The following is a 20,467-nucleotide window of genomic DNA, read 5'->3' as shown; positions in this document are numbered from 1 at the left end:
CCTCCACGCGCGCGTGGAGGGTGCCCGCGGCGGCGTCGAGCGCGTTGTCGACGAGGTTCCCGACGATCGTGACCAGCCCCCTCGGGTCGATCAACCGGTCCGGGAACAGCGTGCTGTCCGAGATCCACAGGGCCACTCCGCGCTCCGCCGCGACGGTGGCCTTGCCCACCAGTAGGGCGGCGAGCAACGGGTCATGGATCTTCTCCGTGACCTGTTCCGCGGTCGCCCTGTGGTCTCCGACAACCTCGCCGACGAACTCCACGGCGTCGTCGTACATCTCCAGTTCCAGCAGTCCGAGCAGCGTGTGCATGCGGTTGGCGTGTTCGTGGTCCTGGGCGCGCAGGGCGTCGATCAGGCCGCGGGTGGAGTCGAGTTCGCGGCCCAGCTGCTCCAGTTCGGTGCGGTCGCGCAGGGTGGCCACGGCACCGCCGTCGTCGGTGGGCATGCGGTTGGCGACCAGGACACGCTGGCCGCGGACGGTGAGCAGATCGGTTCCGGTGACGGTCCCGGCCAGCACATCGGTCGTACGGCCCTCTCCGAGCGCGGTGTCGAGAGGCTGCCCGACGGCCTCGTCGCCGATCCCCAGCAGACGCCGGGCCTCGTCGTTGAGGAGCCGGATCCTGCCCCCGCGGTCCAGCGCGACGACGCCCTCCCTGATGCCGTGCAGCATCGCCTCGCGCTCCGCCAGGAGCCCGGCGATGTCCGAGAAGGCCAGGTCACGGGTCTGCCGTTGCACCCGCCGTGAGATCAGATAGGCGGCCAGCGCGCCGACGGCCAGGGCTCCTCCGGCGTACGCGAAGAGCCCGGGGATCGCGTGGATGAGGCGGGCGCGCACGCTGTCGTACTCGATGCCGACCGAGACCGCGCCGACGATGCGGCCGTCGGTGTCGCGCAACGGCACCTTGCCGCGCGCCGAGCGGCCCAGGGTGCCGCTGTCGATCTCCATGACCTCCCGGCCGGACAGGGCGGACCTCGGATCGGTCGAGACGTGCCCGCCGATCTCGGCGGGGTTCGTGTGCGACCAGCGGGTGCCGTCGACGTTCATCACGACGACGTACTCGGCCCCGCTGGCCTTGCGGATCCGCTCCGCCTCGGCCTGTACGGGCCCGTCGGCCGAGGCCGGTGTGGACTTCAGCTCCTCGGCGAGCCTCGGCTGCGCCGCCGTGGTCTGCGCGATCGCGAGAGCGCGGCGCATCGCCTGGTCGTCCAGCTGTTCGCTCAGCGGGGCGAGGAACAGCCCGGTCGCGAGGACGGCGACTCCGGCGGCGATCGCCACCTGCATCAGCAGCACCTGCGAGAACATCCGCTTCGGCATGCCCAGGCGGAGTCGTCGAGGGGGAGTGGGGCTCATGCCTACGACGGTACGGGGAGGGGCGTGCGGTGCCGTAGGAGGTGTGGCATGGATCTCGTTTGGGAGGGGTGGTCAGTGGCCCGCGGGGTGCGCGACAGCCGTACGGGACAGCTCGCGCACCGCCATCACGTCCATCCGGGCCGGAGAGCCGAGAGCCGAGCCGCAGCTCTCGGGGCGGGGCGGCAGGGCCGCGCCCTGGGCGACCGTGACGAGCCAGTGGCGGCTGTCCGTGTGGGCGACGGTCACCTCCCAGCGGGGTGCCGACCCCTCCGTACGGACGACGCTCAGCGCGCCTGTGGCGTCCTCCTGGGCCGCCGTGCGCACGGCCAGTTCGGCGGCCTGTCCGGGACGCTCCCACGCAGAGCTCCCGCGGCACCCTTCGGTGACGACACGGCCCTCCCGTATGCCCTGGAGGATCTCCTTGACGGCGTGGGCCTCGGCTCGCCCGTACGCGTATCCGAACGGCAGCACGAGGAGGGTGGGGGAGAATCGGTGGCCCCCCAGATGCGTGACCTCCCATATGCCGTCCACTCCGGAGGCGGCGAGTTCGGCGGCCAGGGGACGGCCCAGGAGTGCGCAGCAGCGGTCGCGCTTGCCGTTCGTGCACACGAGCGCGAGCGGGTCGCCGGTGTGCGGGGCACCGTCGAGAGTCGTGTCGAAGGTCCCGGGCAGGCCCTTGCCGAGCTCGGTGAAGTCAAGTTCGAGTAGTCGCTCGGGGTCAGACGTGATGGCTTTGTGCAGCCATACGTTTCCCGGGGTGGTGTGGGCCGCGTACACCTGGCGCTCGGCGACCGTGTGGCAGTCGGCGTGGCGGCCCGGGCGCCGGATCAGCGCGATGCGTACGCCGGTGCCCTCGGCGGCCTGCTCCAGCGCTCGGCCGAGTGCGGGGTCCAGGTGGCTCGACGTCAGCGCTTTGGCGCCCCAGGGGCCGGGCTGTTCGACGAGCAGCCACGTCCTCGCGGTGGCGGCGGTCCCCGCGAGGGGCTCCTCCAGGTCCCGTGAGACCTTCGCGCACGTACTCACAGAGGTGAGCCTAACCTGACTTGACCGGAGTGACTTCCGGGGCGGGTGGTGTCACTGCTCCGGAAGTGGCTGAGGGGGCCGTGCGCCTACGTAGTGTCCGCTCGGGCGCATGCGCAGCGGGGCCTCGTCGTACTCCTCCAGCACATGGGCGATCCAGCCGGCCGTGCGGGCCACGGCGAAGATCGTCTCGCCCGCCGAGGCGTGCATGCCGGACGAGGCCGTGAGGACGGCGAGGGCCAGGTCGACGTTGGCGTGCAGGGGTGCGTGGCGGGCCGTGGTGTCCACGACGTCGCGGGCCGCGGCCAGGGCGGGGGCGGCGCGGGGGACCTCCTCCAGGAGGCCGAACAGCACGCGCGCGCGTGGGTCCTCGCCGGGGTAGATGCGGTGACCCAGCCCGGGGACGCGGCGCCCGGCCCGCAGCTCGTCCGCGACCACCGGGGCCGCCGTACCCCGGTCCAGGACGTCGAGCAGCATCCGGTGCGCCAGGCCGCTGGCCGCTCCGTGCAACGGGCCTTCGAGGACTCCGAGGCCCGCCGAGACGGCAGCGTACGTGTGGGCGCGGGCCGAGGCGGCGACCCGCACCGCCAGCGTCGAGGCGGCCAGGTCGTGGTCGACGAGCAGCGCGAGCGCGGTGTCCAGGGCGCGCAGGGACGCCTCGTCGGCCTCGCGACCGCTGAGCCGGGCCCACAGGCGGTGTGCGAGCGAGCTGTCGTCCCGATGGTCGTGACTCTTGGGGGGCAGAGCGTCGACGAGCGTGGGGATCAGCGTGCGGGCCGTGCCGAGCACGGCCCGTTCGGAGAGGTCGAAGCGCAGCGGGTCGGCGGTCGCCGCGGCGATGGCCGCGACGCGGAGCCGGTCGGTCGGGCCCGTGTGCTCGGGCAGCGCGTCGACGGCACGGCGGGCGACGGCGACGGATGCCTCCGGTGCTGTGAACGTGACACCCGGGCGCAGGACGCCCGTCCACAGCCACTCGGCGACCTCTTCGTAGGAGTGGCGCGTGGCCAGTTCGGTCGCGTCGACCCCTCGGAAGTAGTACCGGTCCTTGTCGATCAAGGTGATCCGGGTGCGTACGGAGAGCATGCCGGCGGCCGGTGAACTCTCCGCCGGTTCACGCCTATTGCGACGCGCGAGCGCCTCCACCTCCTTGGTGTCGAAGGTGCTGCCCCGGCCGCCTGTGCTGCGTCGGCTGCTGAGCTGCCCGCGGCTCACATAGGCGTAGACCGTCTCGGGCTTCACTCCGAGCAGTTCGGCGGCTTGCTTGGTGCTGATCCGCCGCGCTTCGTGCGCGAGGGCCGGTTCTTGATCTGTCATGAGTGTCACCGTATCTATGCAGCTGGAATATTGATTCAATCAACATTGACAGGGATTGAGTCAAGCATGGACAGTCGAATCAAGTCCAGGGAGGAAACATGCTGATCAACCGGGCCGCGACCGCCTCAGTCGACGTACCGCGAGGACTCGCGGGCGTCGTCGTCACCGACACCGTGCTGGGTGACGTCAGGGGGGTCGAAGGGTTCTACCACTATCGCCAGTACTCGGCCGTCGACCTCGCGCGGACCCGGAGCTTCGAGGACGTGTGGCATCTGCTGGTACACGGTGAACTGCCGGACGCGGCACAGCGTTCCGCCTTTGCCGCGCGGACGGCGGAACTGCGGCGGCTGCCGGTGGAGGTGCGGGCCGTGCTGCCCGCGCTCGCCGCCGCAAGCGGGAGGTCAGGGGCGCTCGCCGGGATGCGCACCGCGTTGTCGCTGCTCGGTGCGGCGCGGGGGTTCCGCCCGGTGTACGACATTGACGCCGAGCAGCGTCTAGCGGACGCGCTCGCCGCGTCGGCGGCCGTGCCGACGTTGCTGACGGCGCTCCACCGGCTCGGGCAGGGACTCGAACCGATCGAGCCGCGTGACGATCTGCCCTACGCCGCCAACTACCTCTACATGCTGACGGGTTCGGAACCGGACGCGGACCGGGCGAGGGCGATCGAGCAATACTTGATCTCGACCATTGACCATGGATTCAATGCGTCAACATTCACGGCGCGGGTGATCACGTCGACGGGGGCGGATGTGGTGGCCTGCCTCGTCGGTGCGGTGGGCGCCCTCTCGGGTCCGCTCCACGGCGGCGCCCCGAGCCGGGCCCTCGACACCCTCGACGCGATCGGGACTCCCGGCCGCATCGACTCCTGGATCCGCGAACGAGTCCTCGCCGGCGATCGCATCATGGGCTTCGGGCACCCCGTCTACCGCACCGAGGACCCCCGCTCGCGCATGCTCCGCGGTATCGCCCAGCAGTTCGGCGGCCCCATGGTCGACTTCGCGGTCGAGGTCGAACGCCAGGTGGAAGCGATCCTCGCGGAGCTCAAGCCAGGCCGGGAACTCCACACGAACGTGGAGTTCTACGCGGGTGTCGTCATGGAACTCTGCGGCCTGCCCCGCGAGATGTTCACGCCGACCTTCGCCGCGGCCCGCGTCGTCGGCTGGAGCGCCAACATCCTTGAGCAGGCGGAGGACCCGAAGATCATCCGCCCGGCGGCACGGTATGTGGGGCCGGGGGCGCCGGTTGCGGTGCCGGCCGCATGACGAAGGCCGGCACGGAACGAGTCCGGGCCGACCCTGTGTGTCCGGTCAGGCGTCGGGGATATCGGCCTTTGCCTTGATCAAGGTCTCGCGGGTGATCACCACGATGCGTTCGTAGTCAGCACGTGAGGCATCTGCCGGAAGATCTGTGTCCAGTGAGTCGGTGACATCCGTACCAATGATGGCAAAGCGGCCGTCGGACAGCTCGAAAATGTCCGGACAATTTGCTCCGCCGGAGCTGCCCCGGTCGCGTGGAGAAACACCGAGGCGACGGATGATCTGACTCACTGTTGTTTTCCTTCGGTCTTATGGTCTGAGGGCGACGCGTGCGCATACGTCGTCCTAATGCACCCCATGAGGTGCCTGGGACCATTTGACCTCAGTTGTGACCTCAGTGACGGGGCGCCCCGCAGGCAACGCGGTGTGGGCGCCGCACGTAGTTAAACCTGCGACACCGGGGAATCTAAACCTATGGCGCCGGGGAAAGTGAAGGTTTGCCACTTCGTTACAGCGGGTGCGATTCACTCGTGTGGGTTTAGGTGAAGAAGTGGGAGAAATTGACCTTCGTTCCCCTTGGCGTGGTTGTGGCGTCCCTACTCTGCAGGCGGTTCGCCTACGACCCACCACTCGTCTATGTCTGCCTCCTCCAGTTGTCGGAGAAGCTCATCGACCATGCGTCCGAGCTTCGCTTCGTCCGACTCGTCGGCCATCGTCGCCCGTTGGTGCTGTCCCGCGCGCCAGTAGTCGCGAACGATGGGGTTCTGGAGCAGGCCTCGGACGAAGCCGAAGAACTCCTCCCGGCTGATGTTTCCCACCCTGTAGGCGAAGAGTTGGTTTGTGTACAGAGCATTCGCAAATAGGAACTGGCGTCGCTTCTGAGGGGAGAGCGAACGTTCGAAGACGTCGAGTACCTCGGCGAGTTCGGGGTTGTCGATGGCTTTGCTGAGCAATTCCCAGTGAAGGCGCTGCTGGGTGGCGAGGTTGGTGTGTTGCTGTGTTTGCGCAGCCTCCTCAAGATGTTCGATCCGGACGCGCAGCGAGTCGATCCTGTGACGCTGTACGGCCAGAGCGGTGAGAGCTCCGGCCAGCAGGCCAAGACCCGCTGCGGCGGCCGAGTTCAACCCCTGCACCGCACGCTTCTGTGTGGCCATGTCAACCCCCGAATCAGGCGACCGTCCGCCGGTCGTCGGTGTGGGTCGCCAGGGGGCGGACCGGCGAGCGGTGGGCGGCGCGCTTGCCGTCTCCCAGGGTGCCGAGCGGCTCTGATCGGCAGGGAGGCGGAGAGGAGGCGCACGGAGGGAAGCGCGGGTCGCGCAACTCGGCGCCATGCCAGACGTGTGCCCCGCGAGCGCCGCTAACAATCGTTCACTCCGATGGCTTTCCCCCGGCTCGTATCCTGGTTCGGCATTCGTTTCCCGTCGCGAGAGCCGGTCCGTGAGCCGGTGCACGCATTGGTGTGAGAGAGGTCGCGCGTTGAGTCAGGCGAGCCCCCAGCAGATCCCGGTCATCGTCCTCGCCGGCTTCCTGGGCTCCGGCAAGACCACCCTGCTCAACCACCTCCTGCACCGCAGCGGAGGCAGTCGTATCGGGGCGATCGTCAATGACTTCGGTGCCATCGAGATCGATGCGATGGCCGTGGCCGGGGCGCTCGGCGACTCCACGGTGTCCCTGGGCAACGGGTGTCTGTGCTGTGCCGTGGACGCCAGCGAACTCGACGTCTTCCTGGACCGGCTCACTCAGCCCTCCGCCCGAATCGACGTCATCGTCATCGAGGCGAGCGGGCTGGCCGAGCCCCAGGAGCTGGTCAAGATGCTCCTGGCCAGCGAGAACCCGCGCATCGTCTACGGCGGGCTCGTGGAGGTCGTCGACGCCGCGGAGTTCGACGCGACCCGCCAGAAGCATCCCGAGATCGACCGGCACCTCGCCATCGCCGATCTGGTCGTCGTCAACAAGGCGGACCGCGCGCCGGATCCCGACCGTGTGATCGCCCTCGTCCGGTCCCTCACCGACCGCGCCGCCGCCGTCGTGTCCGCCTCGTACGGGCGGATCGACCCCGAGTTCCTCTTCGACCGCAGGCCCACGGAGGAGCGCATCGGGCAGCTCTCCTTCGACGACCTGCACCGGCATGAGGACGGTGAGCGCGATGGCCTTCCCCAGCCTCATGGCCACCATGACCATCACGGCTCCCATGACCATCACGGCTCCCGCGACCATGACGGCCATCTGCACTCCGCCTACGAGTCCCTCGCCTTCACCTCCGAAGTGCCCCTCAGTCCCCGGCGGTTGATGGATTTCCTCGACAGCAGGCCCGAGGGTCTCTACCGCATCAAGGGCTACGTCGACTTCGGTCCCGCCGACCCCCGCAACCGGTACGCCGTGCACGCCGTCGGCCGTTTCCTGCGCTTCTACCCGGAGCCCTGGGCCCCGGGCGAGCGCCTCAGTCAGCTCGTCCTCATCGGCTCGGGCATCGACGCCCTCGCCCTCGGCAAGGAGCTGGAGGCGTGCAAAGAGGACGCCCCACACGCCGACGAGCACAGCATGTGGGGCGTCCTCCGCTACGTACAGGAGCCAGAGGCGGCGCAGGGCCCGGACGGTCGGGCTCAGGGCGCCGACCTGCCGGGTGCCTACGACGTCTAGACCGGGCCCGCCACCACCGAGACCGTCTTCGCCAGGGAGACGCCCGAGCCGTCCCGTCGCGGGTCCATCTCGGGCAGCTCCGCGGGCGTGCCGTCCTTCTGCGCGGCCCGGGCCGGCGCGGGACCTGCCCAGGCGAGGCTCAGGCAGTCCTCGCCCTTCAGGAACCGCTGGCAGCGCACGCCACCCGTGGCGCGGCCCTTGCGCGGGTACTGGTCGAAGGGCGTCAGCTTGGCCGTCGTCTGGACCGAGTCGTCCAGGGTGCCGCGCGAGCCCGCCACCGTGAACACCACCGCGTCCACCGCCGGGTCCACCGCCGTGAACGAGATCACCTTGGTGTTGTCCGTGAGCTTGATGCCCGTCATACCGCCAGCGGGCCGGCCCTGGGGGCGGACCTGGGAGGCCTGGTAGCGCAGCAACTGGGCGTCGTCGGTGATGAAGACCAGGTCCTCCTCGCCGGTGCGCAGCTCGGCCGCGCCGACGATCCGGTCACCGTCCTTGAGCGTGATGACCTCCAGCTCCTCCTTGTTGGAGGGATAGTCGGGCACCACGCGCTTGACGACACCCTGTTGCGTGCCGAGGGCGAGCCCCGGCGACGACTCGTCGAGTGTCATCAGACACACGATGTCCTCGTCGCCCTCCAGGGTCAGGAACTCCGAGACCGGCGCGCCTCCCGAGAGGTTGGGCGCCGCCGTGGTGTCCGGTAGCTGCGGGAGGTCGATGACGTTGATCCGCAGCAGCCGGCCGGCGGACGTGACCGCGCCGATCTCGCCCTGTGCCGTCGCAGGCACGGCGGAGAGGATCAGGTCGTGCTTGGCGCGCTTGCCGTCGCTCTCCCCGAAGGGGTCACCGTTGGCCGTACGCGCGAGGAGCTTCGTCGACGACAGGAGCACGCGGCACGGGTCGTCGGCCACCTGGAGCGGCACGGTCGTGGCGGCGGAACCGGCGGACTCCAGCAGGACCGTACGCCGCTCGGTGCCGAACTTCTTGGCCACCGCGGCCAGTTCGGACGAGACCAGCTTGCGCAGCTCGGAGTCCGACTCCAGGATGCCGGTCAGTTCGTCGATCTCGCCGTTGAGCCGGTCGCGCTCGGTCTCCAGCTCGATGCGGTCGAACTTGGTGAGCCGGCGCAGCGGCGTGTCCAGGATGTACTGCGTCTGGACGTCGCTCAGCGAGAAGTGCTCGATCAGGCGCTGCTTGGCCTGGGCGGAGTTCTCACTGGAGCGGATGAGGCGGATGACCTCGTCGATGTCGATCAGGGCCACCAGCAGGCCCTCGACCAGGTGCAGCCGGTCGCGCTTCTTGGTGCGGCGGAACTCGCTGCGGCGGCGCACGACCTCGAAGCGGTGGTCGAGGTACACCTCCAGGAGTTCCTTGAGGCCCAGCGTGAGCGGCTGGCCGTCCACCAGCGCCACGTTGTTGATGCCGAAGGACTCCTCCATCGGCGTCAGCTTGTAGAGCTGCTCCAGGACGGCCTCCGGAACGAAGCCGTTCTTGATCTCGATGACCAGGCGCAGGCCGTGGTTGCGGTCGGTGAGGTCCTTGACGTCGGCGATGCCCTGCAGCTTCTTCGAGCCGACCAGATCCTTGATCTTGGCGATCACCTTCTCCGGGCCGACCGTGAAGGGCAGCTCGGTGACGACGATGCCCTTGCGGCGCGCCGTCACGTTCTCCACGGCCACCGTCGCGCGGATCTTGAAGGTGCCGCGGCCCGTCTCGTACGCGTCCCTGATGCCGGTGAGGCCCACGATGCGGCCGCCGGTGGGCAGGTCGGGGCCCGGGACGTGCTTCATGAGCGTCTCGAGATCGGCGCCGGGGTGGCGGATCAGGTGACGGGCGGCGGCGATGACCTCGCCGAGGTTGTGCGGCGCCATGTTCGTCGCCATGCCGACCGCGATGCCCGACGAGCCGTTGACCAGGAGGTTCGGGTAGGCGGCCGGGAGGACCGACGGCTCCTGCTCCTGGCCGTCGTAGTTCGGTGAGAAGTCGACCGTGTTCTCGTCGATCGACTCCGTCATCAGGGACGTCGCGTCGGCCATCCGCGCTTCGGTGTACCGCATGGCGGCCGGCGGGTCGTCGTTGCCCAGCGAACCGAAGTTGCCGTGGCCGTCGACCAGGGGCAGGCGCATGGAGAAGGGCTGGGCCAGGCGGACCAGGGCGTCGTAGATCGACGCGTCGCCGTGGGGGTGGAGCTTACCCATGACCTCGCCGACGACGCGGGCGCACTTCACATAGCCGCGGTCGGGACGCAGGCCCATCTCGTTCATCTGGTAGACGATGCGGCGATGCACCGGCTTGAGGCCGTCGCGGGCGTCCGGCAGGGCTCGGGAGTAGATGACCGAGTACGCGTACTCGAGGAAGGAGCCCTGCATCTCGTCGACGACGTCGATGTCGAGGATGCGCTCCTCGAAGTCGTCTGGCGGCGGGGTCTTCGTGCTGCGGCGGGCCATCGCTGCTGCGACTCCTTCACAGTCTCTGCCGGGGCATGAACGGGTTCTGACGGGCTCCATTGTGGACCGGCCCACTGACAACGTGGACCACGACCCGTCCGTACGGGCCTCCTGAGCCATGTCTCCGGCTGCCCCAACAGGCGTGGCGGGCCGCCTTCTCGGCCTTTTCCACAGGCCTCGGAAGCGGCGAATCCGCGTGCCCGCACAGGGCTTCGGAGGCCGTGCGGCCGCACGAGCGTACGGGCTGCCGGCGCCGCCCGCGTTCTCGCTCTCGGCGTACGCGCCGCGGGAACTTCGCCAGCTGTCCGCGCGCTTGCATACAGTGGCACGACTAGCAGGAATTCAGCAGTTTTCCGCGATCGAAGGGACGTACATGCCCATGGGTCACACGGCCACAGCTGAGGCCGGTTCCGGCGGCCTGACAGCGACCGAGCACCGCCTGGCCAACGGCCTGCGTGTGGTGCTCTCCGAGGACCACCTGACCCCGGTCGCGGCGGTGTGCCTCTGGTACGACGTCGGTTCGCGCCACGAGGTCAAGGGCCGCACCGGACTTGCCCACCTCTTCGAGCACCTGATGTTCCAGGGCTCGGGCCAGGTGAAGGGCAACGGCCACTTCGAACTGGTGCAGGGCGCGGGCGGTTCGCTCAACGGCACGACCAGTTTCGAGCGCACCAACTACTTCGAGACCATGCCCACGCACCAGCTGGAGCTCGCGCTCTGGCTGGAGGCCGACCGCATGGGCTCGCTGCTCGCCGCGCTCGACGACGAGTCCATGGAGAACCAGCGGGACGTCGTCAAGAACGAGCGCCGGCAGCGTTACGACAACGTCCCCTATGGCACCGCTTTCGAGAAGCTGACCGCCCTCGCCTACCCGGAGGGCCACCCTTACCACCACACCCCGATCGGGTCGATGGCCGACCTGGACGCGGCCACGCTGGAGGACGCTCGCGCGTTCTTCCGCACCTACTACGCGCCCAACAACGCCGTTCTGTCGATCGTCGGAGACATCGACCCGGAGCAGACGCTCGCCTGGGTCGAGAAGTACTTCGGCTCGATCGCTGGCCACGACGGAAAGCCCGCCCCGCGCGACGGTTCGCTGCCCGAGACCATCGGTGAGCAGCTGCGCGAGGTCGTCGAGGAGGAGGTCCCGGCCCGCGCGCTGATGGCCGCCTACCGGCTGCCCGAGGACGGCACGCGCGCGTGCGACGCGGCGGACCTGGCGCTGACCGTGCTCGGCGGCGGCGAGTCGTCCCGGCTCTACAACCGGCTCGTACGCCGCGACCGCACCGCCGTCGCGGCCGGGTTCGGCCTGCTGCGCCTCGCGGGAGCGCCCTCCCTGGGGTGGCTCGACGTGAAGACGTCCGGCGACGTCGAGGTGCCGGTGATCGAGACCGCCGTCGACGAGGAGCTCGCCCGGTTCGCCGAGGAGGGGCCCACCGCCGAGGAAATGGAGCGCGCCCAGGCCCAGTTGGAGCGCGAGTGGCTGGACCGTCTCGGCACGGTCGCGGGCCGCGCCGACGAACTGTGCCGGTTCGCCGTGCTGTTCGGCGACCCGCAGCTCGCCCTCACCGCCGTCCAGCGGGTCCTCGAGATCACGGCCGAGGAGGTCCAGGAGGTCGCCAAGGCCCGCCTGCGCCCCGACAACCGCGCGGTGCTGGTCTACGAGCCGACCGTCGCCGAAGAGGCTCAAGAGACCGACGCCGCTGACGACACCGACGAGGAGGCGGCCAAGTGACCGAGCTCGCCACGATGGAATTCCACCCGCAGCCCCAGGCCGGCGAGGCCAGGCCCTGGGCCTTCCCGGCCCCCGAGCGCGGCGCGCTCGGCAACGGCCTGACACTGCTGCGCTGCCACCGCCCCGGCCAGCAGGTCGTCGCCGTCGAAATCCTCCTGGCCGCCCCGCTGGAGGCCGAGCCGCAGGGCCTGGACGGCATCGCCACGATCATGGCGCGTGCCTTCACCGAGGGAACCGACAAGCACTCCGCCGAGGAGTTCGCCGCCGAGCTGGAGCGCTGCGGCGCCACCCTCGACGCGCACGCCGACCACCCCGGCGTACGGATCAGCCTCGAAGTCCCCGTCTCCCGGCTGCCCAAGGCGCTCGGTCTGCTCGCCGACGCCCTCAGGGCACCCGCCTTCGAGGACAGCGAGATCGAGCGGCTGGTGCGCAACCGGCTCGACGAGATCCCGCACGAGACCGCCAACCCGGCCCGCCGCGCCGCCAAGGAGCTCTCCCGGCAGCTCTTCCCGGCGACCTCGCGCATGTCGCGCCCGCGCCAGGGCACCGAGGAGACGGTCACCGCGATCGACTCGGCGGCCGTGCGCGCCTTCTACGAGAAGCACGTACGCCCCGCCACCGCGACCGCCGTCGTGGTCGGCGACCTCACCGGCGTCGACCTCGACGCGCTGCTCGCGGACACGCTCGGTGCCTGGACGGGATCGCAGGCTGAGGCCCGCCCCGTTCCGCCGATCACCGCCGACGACACCGGCCGCGTGATCATCGTCGACCGTCCCGGAGCCGTCCAGACGCAGCTGCTCATCGGCCGTATCGGCGCCGACCGGCACGACCGCGTGTGGCCCGCCCAGGTGCTCGGCACGTACTGCCTCGGTGGCACCCTCACCTCACGCCTGGACCGCGTCCTGCGCGAGGAAAAGGGATACACCTACGGTGTGCGGGCGTTCGGCCAGGTGCTGCGCTCCGCGCCGGACGGGACGGGCGCCGCGATGCTCGCCATCAGCGGTTCCGTGGACACCCCGAACACCGGCCCGGCGCTCGACGACCTCTGGAAGGTGCTGCGCACCCTCGCGGCCGAGGGCCTGACGGATGCCGAGCGCGACATCGCCGTGCAGAACCTGGTGGGCGTGGCGCCCCTGAAGTACGAGACGGCGGGCGCCGTCGCGGGCACGCTCGCCGACCAGGTCGAGCAGCACCTGCCGGACGACTTCCAGGCGACGCTGTACCAGCAGCTCGCCGCGACCGGCACCGTGGAGGCCACCGCGGCGGCGGTGAGCGCTTTCCCGGTGGACCGTCTGGTCACCGTCCTCGTCGGTGACGCCGCGCAGATCGAGGAGCCCGTCCGGGCCCTCGGAATCGGCGAAGTCAGCGTCGTGGCAGCGGAGTAGAACGCCCAGTAGAGCCCGCAGCAGAACAGGGCCGTTCCGCGGAGAACCCAGGTGACCGAAGAGTCGCCTGGGTTCTCCTTTTGCCCGGACTTCATCACCCGAACCACTGGTTGTCCGTATTGATAGGGAGGTTGCGTGTCTGCCCTGTGGCATGCGCCTCAAAACCCTTGATCCGTTTGTTGATTGAAAGACGCCCCGCTTAGCGTCGGTCCGGCTGTTCGTCAGGCAGTGCGCCGCGCCCGCGGCACCGGACAGTCATCGCCGAGTCCCCGTACGGCGCGAGCCAGGGGAGCCGGGGACCCGTATGCAGTCCCTGGGGTGAATCGGACGCCCTTCCCGAAGGGGGTCCGTAGGAGACCTTCCTGCTCCGAACCCGTCAGCTAACCCGGTAGGCGAGAAGGAAGGAAAGGACCAGCCACTTCATGGCGTTCACTCGCGCCGCCGGGAAGCACCGTCGTCCCAGCCGTATGAAGCGCACGACCAACCGGACCGTCGGCGTCGCCGCACTCGCCACCACCGGTGTGGTCGGCACCCTGGCTGCTCCCGCACTCGCCGCAGAGAGCCCGGCCGAGCAGACCCTGACCCAGGCGATCACCATCGGCGACTCGGTCGCCGACCAGATCGACGCCCAGGCCGCCGCCCAGCAGCAGGCCGCCGACGAGACCGCCGCCCGCGAGAAGGCCGAGGCCGCCGCCAAGGAGCGTGCCAAGGAAGCCGCGGAGAAGGCCAAGAAGGAGCGCGAGGTCAAGGCCCGCGCCGCCCGCGCGGCCGAGCGTGAGCGCCTGCTGAAGTCGTACACCGCGCCCATCTCCGGCTCGTACGTCTCCACCGGCTACAAGGCCGGTGGCTCCGTCTGGTCCTCCGGCAGCCACACCGGCATCGACTTCCACGCCGCGAGTGGCACCACCGTGCACGCGGTGGGCGCCGGCACCGTCGTCGAGGCCGGCTGGGGCGGCTCGTACGGCAACGAGGTCGTCATCAAGATGAACGACGGCACCTTCACCCAGTACGGGCACATGTCGTCCCTCGGTGTCTCGGTCGGCCAGACGGTCACCCCGGGCCAGCAGATAGGCCTCTCCGGGGCGACCGGCAACGTCACGGGGGCGCACCTGCACTTCGAGGCGCGGACGAGCGCGGAGTACGGCTCGGACATCGACCCGCTCGCGTACCTCCGCCAGCACGGCGTGAACGTCTGACGGCGGGCGCAAGCCCTCCCACGCGGCAGCCCTCCCACGCGACGGCTCTCCCGCGCGGCAGCTCTCCCGCGCGGCAGCTCTCCCGCGCGGCAGCTCTCCCGAAGGCCCCGGCTCACCGAGCCGGGGCCTTCGCGCGGTTCTGATCACTTCCTGATGGCTTCTCGGCCACTTCCCGGCCGACTTTGTACCGGACGACTGCCTGTTCAGAAGCCGGGTGTGTCCAAAAAATAGCCACGGATTCCGGTCCGCCATCGGAATTTCCCGTTCTCTGCAATAGAGTCACCGAACAAGCGTCAATCGACCGCGTTTCGCGGGGGTTAAGGCGGAGGTCCGGTCATGCGTATTCCCGCGCACTCGGTATGCACGGCGATCCGTGACGACATCGTCGCGGGTGTCTACGAGCGCGGCAGCCGGCTCACCGAAGAACTGCTCGCGCGCCGGTACGGCGTCTCGCGGGTCCCCGTGCGGGAGGCCCTGCGCACCCTGGAGGCGGAGGGATTCGTCGTCACGCGCAGGCACGCGGGCGCGTGCGTCGCGGAACCCACCGAGCAGGAGGCCGCCGACCTGCTGGAGATGCGCATGCTGCTGGAGCCGCTGGGTGCCGCGCGCGCCGCCCAGCGCCGCACCGAGGCGCACCTCAAGGTGCTGCGCGGCCTGGTCAGGCTGGGCCAGGAGCGGGCCAGGAGGGGCAACAGCGAGGACCTGCGCTCCCTGGGCGGCTGGTTCCACGAGACGCTCGCACAGGCCTCCGGAAGCCCCGCGCTGACCTCCACGCTCGCCCAGCTGCGGCACAAGATCGCCTGGATGTATTCGGTCGAGGCACCCGCCCACCCCGCCGAGTCCTGGGCCGAGCACGGCGCCATCGTGGACGCCGTCGCGCGCGGCGACAACGACCGGGCCAGGGCGATCACGGCGCTGCACACAGAGCGGGCGATGGCCGCGCACCGGCTGCGCTTTCCCGGCGGCGCCGACCGGGCGGAGCGTGTGAGGACTTCGCAACATCCCGTAAACACGGCGGGCCTGCGGCATTAACAGTGGCGCCGTATACAAAGAGAGTTATTCGGCGGGGTCTATTTCTGCTGCCCCTTTTTTCCACGTGCCGGGAATTTCCGCGCACGTGATTTCCGCATGCGCGGAACCAGGGTGAGTGGAACCCGATGCGAGGCATGCGAAAAGCCTGGACGATGCTCGGTGGTGCGGCGAAAATTCGCGCGACGGCGTGACGTACGGACAAAACGGCGCGTGACCCAAAGGCAGAAACGGCGGAGCCGCGTCACCCGGTATGGGTCGACGCGGCTCCGCCGTACGCGGTTCGTGAGGTCAGACGGTCTCGGGGAGCTCCTCAAGGCCCTCGGCGACCAGCTTCGCCAGGCGGTCGAGCGCGGCGTCCGCGCCCTCGGCGTCGGAGGCCAGGACGATCTCCTCGCCACCCTGGGCGCCGAGGCCGAGAACCGCGAGCATCGAGGCGGCGTTGACGGGGTTGCCGTCGGCCTTGGCGATCGTCACGGGGACGCCGGAGGCCGTGGCGGCCCGGACGAAGATGGAGGCGGGACGGGCGTGAAGGCCCTCGGCCCAGCCGACGTTGACGCGGCGCTCAGCCATGTGATGCTGCCCTTCAGGTGTCTCACGGTTGTCTAGACCATTGTTCCATATCGTGAAGCGTGCCCCGCGCGGACGCGGATTCCGGGCCCGAGGCGGCTTCGGTCCCCCAAGACTGCCTCGCGCCCCTGCAGGACGCGAGCCCGCGGTCGCCGGGCCGTGAACCCCCGGGGCATGACCCCCGCGACCCCCTGGAACACGAACCCTGGAACACGTACCCGGGACGCGTACCGACACGTACCCGGGACATGAACCCCCGCGACCAGGACCGGCCGTTGTCGGACCCGAGCCGTACTCTGGGCCCCATGCAGAACTCGCCGGACCGGCACGAGTACCCCGCTCACTGGGAGGCCGATGTCGTGCTGCGCGACGGCGGCACCGCGCGCATCCGGCCCATCACGGCCGACGACGCCGACCGCCTGGTCAGCTTCTACGAGCAGGTGTCCGACGAGTCGAAGTACTACCGCTTCTTCGCGCCGTATCCGCGCCTGTCCGCCAAGGACGTCCACCGCTTCACGCACCACGACTTTGTGGACCGGGTGGGACTCGCGGCCACGGTCGGCGGCGAGTTCATCGCCACCGTACGCTACGACCGCATCAACGCCGACGGCCTCCCCGCGTCGTCCCCCGCGGACGAGGCCGAGGTCGCCTTCCTCGTGCAGGACGCCCACCAGGGACGCGGTGTGGCGTCGGCCCTGCTGGAGCACATCGCGGCCGTCGCCCGTGAGCGCGACATCCGCCGCTTCGCCGCCGAGGTGCTGCCCGCCAACAACAAGATGATCAAGGTGTTCACGGACGCCGGATACCAGCAGAAGCGCCACTTCGAGGACGGCGTCGTACGCCTGGAGTTCGACCTGGAGCCCACCGACCGCTCGCTGGCAGTCCAGCGCGCGCGGGAGCAGCGGGCGGAGGGGCGCTCCGTGGCCCGGCTCCTGGCGCCGGGCTCGGTCGCCGTCATCGGTGCGGGCCGCACACCCGGGGGAGTGGGCCGCAGCGTCCTGGACAACCTCCGCGAAGCGGGCTTCACCGGTCGCCTGTACGCCGTGAACGGGGCACTTCAGGAGAAGGAGCTCGACGGAGTGCCGGCGTACAGCTCCGTCCGCGACATTCCTGAGCCCGTCGACCTCGCCGTCGTCGCCGTCCGGGCCGAGCGCGTCCCCGAGGTCGTCGCCGAGTGCGGTGAACACGGGGTGCAGGGGCTCGTCGTGGTCTCCGCGGGGTACGCCGAGAGCGGCCCCGAAGGCAGGGAGCGCCAGCGTGAGCTCGTGCGCCAGGCGCGTACGTACGGGATGCGGATCATCGGACCGAACGCCTTCGGAGTCATCAACACCTCCCCGGAGGTGCGGCTCAACGCCTCGCTCGCACCGGAGATGCCGCGCGCCGGGCGGATCGGCCTGTTCGCCCAGTCCGGCGCCATCGGCATCGCCCTGCTGTCCCGGCTGCACCGGCGCGGCGGCGGTGTTACGGGCGTGACCGGTGTGTCGACGTTCATCTCCTCGGGCAACCGCGCGGATGTGTCCGGCAACGACGTCCTTCAGTACTGGTACGACGACCCCGACACCGATGTCGCCCTCATGTACCTCGAATCCATCGGGAACCCGAGGAAGTTCACCCGCCTCGCGCGGCGCACCGCGGCGGCGAAGCCGCTGGTCGTCGTCCAGGGCGCACGGCACGGCGGGGCCGCGCCCCAGGGGCACGCCGTCCGGGCCACCCGGCTGCCGCACGCGACGGTGTCGGCGCTGCTGCGGCAGGCCGGCGTCATCCGGGTGGACACGATCACCGAGCTGGTCGACGCGGGTCTGCTCCTGGCGCGCCAGCCCCTGCCGATGGGTCCGCGGGTGGCGATCCTCGGGAACTCCGAGTCCCTCGGGCTGCTGACGTACGACGCGTGCCTCGCCGAGGGCCTGCGACCGCTGCCCCCGGTGGACCTGACCACGGCCGCCTCGGCAGAGGACTTCCGCGCCGCGCTGACGCACGCGCTGGCCGACGACGGCTGTGACGCCGTCGCGGTCACCGCGATCCCGGCGGTGGGGGAGACCTCCACGGCCGACGCCGCCCTGGCGGAGGCCCTGCGCTCGGCCTCCGCCGCCGCTCCCGACAAGCCGGTCCTCGTGGTCCACGTCGAGCTGGGCGGCCTCGCGGAGGCGCTGTCCGCAGCCGCCAGCACCGCGCCCCAGCCGGCTCTCCCCGCGCCCCCGTTCGCGGGCAGCAACCACCCCATCCGCCCGGCGGACCGCCCGCCGACGGTGGCGGAAGTCCCCGAAGCCGAGGCAGACTCCCGCCTCATCCCCGCCTACCCCGCCGCCGAGCGGGCCGTCCGCGCCCTCGCCGAGGCCGTGAGGTACGGCCAGTGGCGGCGCGAGGCCACCGACCCCGGTCGCGTCCCCGAGTACGAGGACATCGACGAGAAGGGCGCGGCCGAACAGATCGACCGACTGCTCGGCGACGGCGGCATGGGCGGCCTCACCCTCGGCCCCGAAGACACCTGCGCCCTGCTCGGGCGGTACGGCATCGACGTCCGCCGCGCCCTCCCCGCGCCCACGCCCGACGAGGCCGTCGCCGCGGCGGAGCGCCTCGGCTACCCGGTGGCGCTCAAGACCACCGCCCCTCACCTGCGCCACCGCGCCGACCTCGGCGGCGTACGGCTGGATCTGGCGGACGAGGAGCAACTGCGCCGGGCGTACGCCGAGTTGACCAGCCTCTTCGGGACGCCCGAGGAGCTGCGCCCGGTGGTGCAGGCGATGGCACCGCGCGGCGTCGACACGGTCGTACGGGCCGTCATAGACCCGGCGGCCGGAGCGGTGCTCTCCTTCGGGCTCGCCGGGGCCCCCTCGGAGCTGCTCGGAGACACCGCGCACCGGCTGATTCCGGTCACCGACCGGGACGCGGCCTCGCTGGTCCGGTCGATCCGGACCGCACCGCTCCTCTTCGGCTGGCGGGGCTCCGCGCCGGCGGACGTCGTGGCCCTGGAGGAACTGCTGCTGCGGCTGTCACGCCTTGTCGACGACCACCCCGAGGTCGTCTCCGTGTCCCTGGAGCCCGTCGTCGTGGCCCCGCACGGGCTGAGCGCGCTCGGCGCCTCCGTGCGGCTCGCACCGCCGCCCGCCCGCGACGACCTCGGTCCGCGCACGCTTCCTGTGTACTGAGCGGTGCCTCGCAGTCAGTGCGCCCCCGTAGGATGGACGTCATGGCCAAGACCAGTACGACGACCCAGGGGCTGCGAGCGGCGATCGAGCGCAGCGGCTACTACCCGGCCCTCGTGGCCGAGGCTGTGGAGGCCGCTGTGGGCGGCGAGCCCATCCGGTCGTATCTGGTCCATCAGGAGACGACGTTCGACGCCAACGAGGTGCGTCGGCACGTGACGGTGCTCGTCCTCACGGGAAACCGTTTCATCGTGAGCCACACCGACGAACAGGCGGCGGACACCACGTCCCCGACGCCGTACGCGACCACGTCGACCGAATCCGTGAAGCTTGGCCGGATCTCGTCGGTGGTTCTCAGCCGCGTCGTCGCCAATCCGGAGAAGTACGTTCCGGGGACGCTGCCGCGCGAGGTCGTCCTCACCATCGGCTGGGGCGCGGTCGCCCGTATCGACCTGGAGCCGGCCGCCTGCGGCGACCCCAACTGCGAGGCGGACCACGGGTACACGGGCAGTTCGACGGCCGACGACCTGAGCCTGCGCGTCAGCGAGGCCGGGGACGGCCCGGACGCCGTGCGGCAGACCCTCGCCTTCGCGCAGTCGCTCTCCGAGGCGACCGCGGACGTCACCCGCTGATGTCGCAGCAAGTCTGGGACCACCCGGAACCGCTCTCCCTCGACTCCGCTCCCGTACCGGAGTACGGGGCCGGTTCGCTCGCCGACCTGCTGCCCACACTGGCCGCGGGAATGGACGTCCCGGACGTCACCGCCTCGCTCACGGAACTGAGCCCGGCCGACCGGAACTGCGTCTTCCTGATCGACGGCCTCGGCTGGGAGCAGCTGAGGACGCATCCGGACGAGGCCCCGTTCATGACCTCCCTCCTCGGCACCTCACGCGGCGGCACCGGCCGCCCGATCACAGCGGGCTACCCCGCGACCACCGCGACCTCCCTGGCCTCGGTCGGTACGGGCCTGCCGCCGGGCGCGCACGGCCTGCCCGGCTACACCGCGCGCAACCCGGAGACCGGCGAGCTGATGAACCAGCTCCGCTGGCAGCCGTGGACGAAGCCGAGCAAGTGGCAGCCGTACCCCACCCTGTTCCAGCTGGCCGACGCGGCGGGTGTGCACACCGCCCAGGTGTCGTCACCGCACTTCCAGAACACCCCGCTGACCAAGGTCGCCCTCAGTGGCGGCACGTTCCACGGGCGCCTGACCGGCGAGGACCGCATGGACCTCGCGGCCGAGCAACTGGCCGCCGGGGATCGCTCGCTGGTCTACACGTACTACGCGGAGGTGGACGGCAAGGGTCACCGTTTCGGCGTCGACTCGGACCCCTGGCGCGGACAACTCATGTACGTGGACCGGCTGGTCCAGCGCCTGGCCGAG

At 70.5% G+C, this 20,467-nt stretch carries 16 protein-coding genes and 1 riboswitch; of the genes, 9 read left to right on the top strand and 7 right to left on the bottom strand.

Features of this window, described 5'->3' with window-relative positions; all coding sequences use genetic code 11:
• The 3 genes from AOK17_RS14565 to AOK17_RS14555 all read right to left on the bottom strand — a co-directional run.
• Positions 1 to 1,351, bottom strand: a 1,351-nt coding sequence (locus AOK17_RS14565; protein ID WP_079053022.1) for a Spo0B domain-containing protein, incomplete at its 3' end; no start/stop codon positions are given.
• A 72-nt stretch (positions 1,352 to 1,423) separates the two neighbouring features.
• A complete protein-coding gene (locus AOK17_RS14560; RefSeq protein WP_055612864.1) occupies positions 1,424 to 2,374 on the bottom strand; it encodes a ferredoxin family protein in 951 nt (316 codons plus the stop codon).
• A gap of 51 nt (positions 2,375 to 2,425) precedes the next feature.
• On the bottom strand, positions 2,426 to 3,685 hold the full coding sequence (locus tag AOK17_RS14555; RefSeq protein ID WP_055612863.1) for a citrate synthase: 1,260 nt from the start codon (positions 3,683 to 3,685) through the stop codon (positions 2,426 to 2,428).
• A 98-nt stretch (positions 3,686 to 3,783) separates the two neighbouring features.
• On the opposite strand from AOK17_RS14555, the gene AOK17_RS14550 reads away from it, so the two are divergent.
• Positions 3,784 to 4,947 carry a citrate synthase/methylcitrate synthase gene (locus AOK17_RS14550; protein WP_055612862.1) on the top strand — a complete coding sequence of 388 codons (1,164 nt, stop codon included), beginning with the start codon at positions 3,784 to 3,786 and terminating at the stop codon, positions 4,945 to 4,947.
• A gap of 45 nt (positions 4,948 to 4,992) precedes the next feature.
• Here AOK17_RS14550 and AOK17_RS48425 read toward each other — a convergent pair whose 3' ends face one another.
• Both AOK17_RS48425 and AOK17_RS14545 read right to left on the bottom strand, forming a co-directional pair.
• Positions 4,993 to 5,232: a hypothetical protein gene (locus AOK17_RS48425; RefSeq protein WP_107102394.1), complete on the bottom strand. Its 240-nt coding sequence runs from the start codon at positions 5,230 to 5,232 to the stop codon at positions 4,993 to 4,995.
• 305 nt (positions 5,233 to 5,537) lie between these two features.
• Positions 5,538 to 6,095, bottom strand: coding sequence for a DUF6082 family protein (locus AOK17_RS14545; protein WP_055612861.1), 558 nt, complete (start codon positions 6,093 to 6,095; stop codon positions 5,538 to 5,540).
• 322 nt (positions 6,096 to 6,417) lie between these two features.
• Between AOK17_RS14545 and AOK17_RS14540 the strand changes: the two genes are divergently transcribed.
• Entirely contained in the window at positions 6,418 to 7,581 is a 1,164-nt protein-coding gene (locus AOK17_RS14540; protein WP_055612860.1) for a CobW family GTP-binding protein, read from the top strand.
• Here the strand turns inward: AOK17_RS14540 and AOK17_RS14535 are convergent.
• Positions 7,578 to 10,028: a DNA gyrase/topoisomerase IV subunit A gene (locus AOK17_RS14535; RefSeq protein WP_055612859.1), complete on the bottom strand. Its 2,451-nt coding sequence runs from the start codon at positions 10,026 to 10,028 to the stop codon at positions 7,578 to 7,580. The two genes, AOK17_RS14540 and AOK17_RS14535, sit on opposite strands and share 4 nt — an antisense overlap.
• A 373-nt stretch (positions 10,029 to 10,401) precedes the next feature.
• Here AOK17_RS14535 and AOK17_RS14530 point away from each other — a divergent pair, with 373 nt between their 5' ends.
• The 4 genes from AOK17_RS14530 to AOK17_RS14515 all read left to right on the top strand — a co-directional run bounded on the left by AOK17_RS14530 (position 10,402) and on the right by AOK17_RS14515 (position 15,376).
• A complete protein-coding gene (locus AOK17_RS14530) occupies positions 10,402 to 11,763 on the top strand; it encodes a M16 family metallopeptidase (protein WP_055612858.1) in 1,362 nt (453 codons plus the stop codon).
• Positions 11,760 to 13,148 (top strand): M16 family metallopeptidase, encoded by a 1,389-nt coding sequence (locus AOK17_RS14525; protein WP_055612857.1) that lies wholly within the window; start codon positions 11,760 to 11,762, stop codon positions 13,146 to 13,148. The genes AOK17_RS14530 and AOK17_RS14525 overlap by 4 nt, the downstream gene beginning before the upstream one ends.
• 249 nt (positions 13,149 to 13,397) lie before the next feature.
• Positions 13,398 to 13,558, top strand: a riboswitch (cyclic di-AMP (ydaO/yuaA leader).
• A 12-nt stretch (positions 13,559 to 13,570) separates the two neighbouring features.
• Positions 13,571 to 14,344, top strand: a complete 774-nt coding sequence (locus AOK17_RS14520) for a M23 family metallopeptidase (RefSeq protein ID WP_055612856.1) — start codon at positions 13,571 to 13,573, stop codon at positions 14,342 to 14,344.
• A gap of 336 nt (positions 14,345 to 14,680) precedes the next feature.
• Positions 14,681 to 15,376 (top strand): GntR family transcriptional regulator, encoded by a 696-nt coding sequence (locus tag AOK17_RS14515; protein WP_055612855.1) that lies wholly within the window; start codon positions 14,681 to 14,683, stop codon positions 15,374 to 15,376.
• A 288-nt stretch (positions 15,377 to 15,664) separates the two neighbouring features.
• Here the strand turns inward: AOK17_RS14515 and AOK17_RS14510 are convergent, their stop codons facing one another.
• The gene (locus tag AOK17_RS14510) at positions 15,665 to 15,946 is read right to left on the bottom strand and encodes an HPr family phosphocarrier protein (protein WP_003981826.1); all 282 of its coding nucleotides are present in this window, start codon (positions 15,944 to 15,946) and stop codon (positions 15,665 to 15,667) included.
• A gap of 302 nt (positions 15,947 to 16,248) precedes the next feature.
• Between AOK17_RS14510 and AOK17_RS14505 the strand changes: the two genes are divergently transcribed.
• The 3 genes from AOK17_RS14505 to AOK17_RS14495 form a co-directional block, all read left to right on the top strand.
• Entirely contained in the window at positions 16,249 to 19,089 is a 2,841-nt protein-coding gene (locus AOK17_RS14505) for a bifunctional acetate--CoA ligase family protein/GNAT family N-acetyltransferase (protein ID WP_055612866.1), read from the top strand.
• Positions 19,090 to 19,130: 41 nt separating this feature from the next.
• Entirely contained in the window at positions 19,131 to 19,718 is a 588-nt protein-coding gene (locus tag AOK17_RS14500; RefSeq protein ID WP_055612865.1) for a DUF5998 family protein, read from the top strand.
• On the top strand, positions 19,718 to 20,467 hold a 750-nt coding region (locus AOK17_RS14495; protein WP_206190759.1), incomplete at its 3' end, for an alkaline phosphatase family protein. The genes AOK17_RS14500 and AOK17_RS14495, both read left to right, overlap by 1 nt.

The sequence above is a fragment of the Streptomyces phaeochromogenes genome (assembly GCF_001418655.1).
GTDB classification, from domain to species: domain Bacteria; phylum Actinomycetota; class Actinomycetes; order Streptomycetales; family Streptomycetaceae; genus Streptomyces; species Streptomyces phaeochromogenes.
The sequence above is the reverse complement of the archived record's forward strand: the minus strand, read 5'-3'. Positions and strand labels throughout refer to the sequence as shown.

Coding starts and splice junctions, on each gene's coding strand:
- AOK17_RS14555 (WP_055612863.1), bottom strand. CDS start 3,685: ATGACAGATCAAGAACCGGCCCTCGCGCACGAAGCGCGGCGGATCAGC.
- AOK17_RS14550 (WP_055612862.1), top strand. CDS start 3,784: ATGCTGATCAACCGGGCCGCGACCGCCTCAGTCGACGTACCGCGAGGA.
- AOK17_RS14545 (WP_055612861.1), bottom strand. CDS start 6,095: ATGGCCACACAGAAGCGTGCGGTGCAGGGGTTGAACTCGGCCGCCGCA.
- AOK17_RS14535 (WP_055612859.1), bottom strand. CDS start 10,028: ATGGCCCGCCGCAGCACGAAGACCCCGCCGCCAGACGACTTCGAGGAG.
- AOK17_RS14530 (WP_055612858.1), top strand. CDS start 10,402: ATGCCCATGGGTCACACGGCCACAGCTGAGGCCGGTTCCGGCGGCCTG.
- AOK17_RS14520 (WP_055612856.1), top strand. CDS start 13,571: ATGGCGTTCACTCGCGCCGCCGGGAAGCACCGTCGTCCCAGCCGTATG.
- AOK17_RS14515 (WP_055612855.1), top strand. CDS start 14,681: ATGCGTATTCCCGCGCACTCGGTATGCACGGCGATCCGTGACGACATC.
- AOK17_RS14510 (WP_003981826.1), bottom strand. CDS start 15,946: ATGGCTGAGCGCCGCGTCAACGTCGGCTGGGCCGAGGGCCTTCACGCC.
- AOK17_RS14505 (WP_055612866.1), top strand. CDS start 16,249: ATGCAGAACTCGCCGGACCGGCACGAGTACCCCGCTCACTGGGAGGCC.
- AOK17_RS14500 (WP_055612865.1), top strand. CDS start 19,131: ATGGCCAAGACCAGTACGACGACCCAGGGGCTGCGAGCGGCGATCGAG.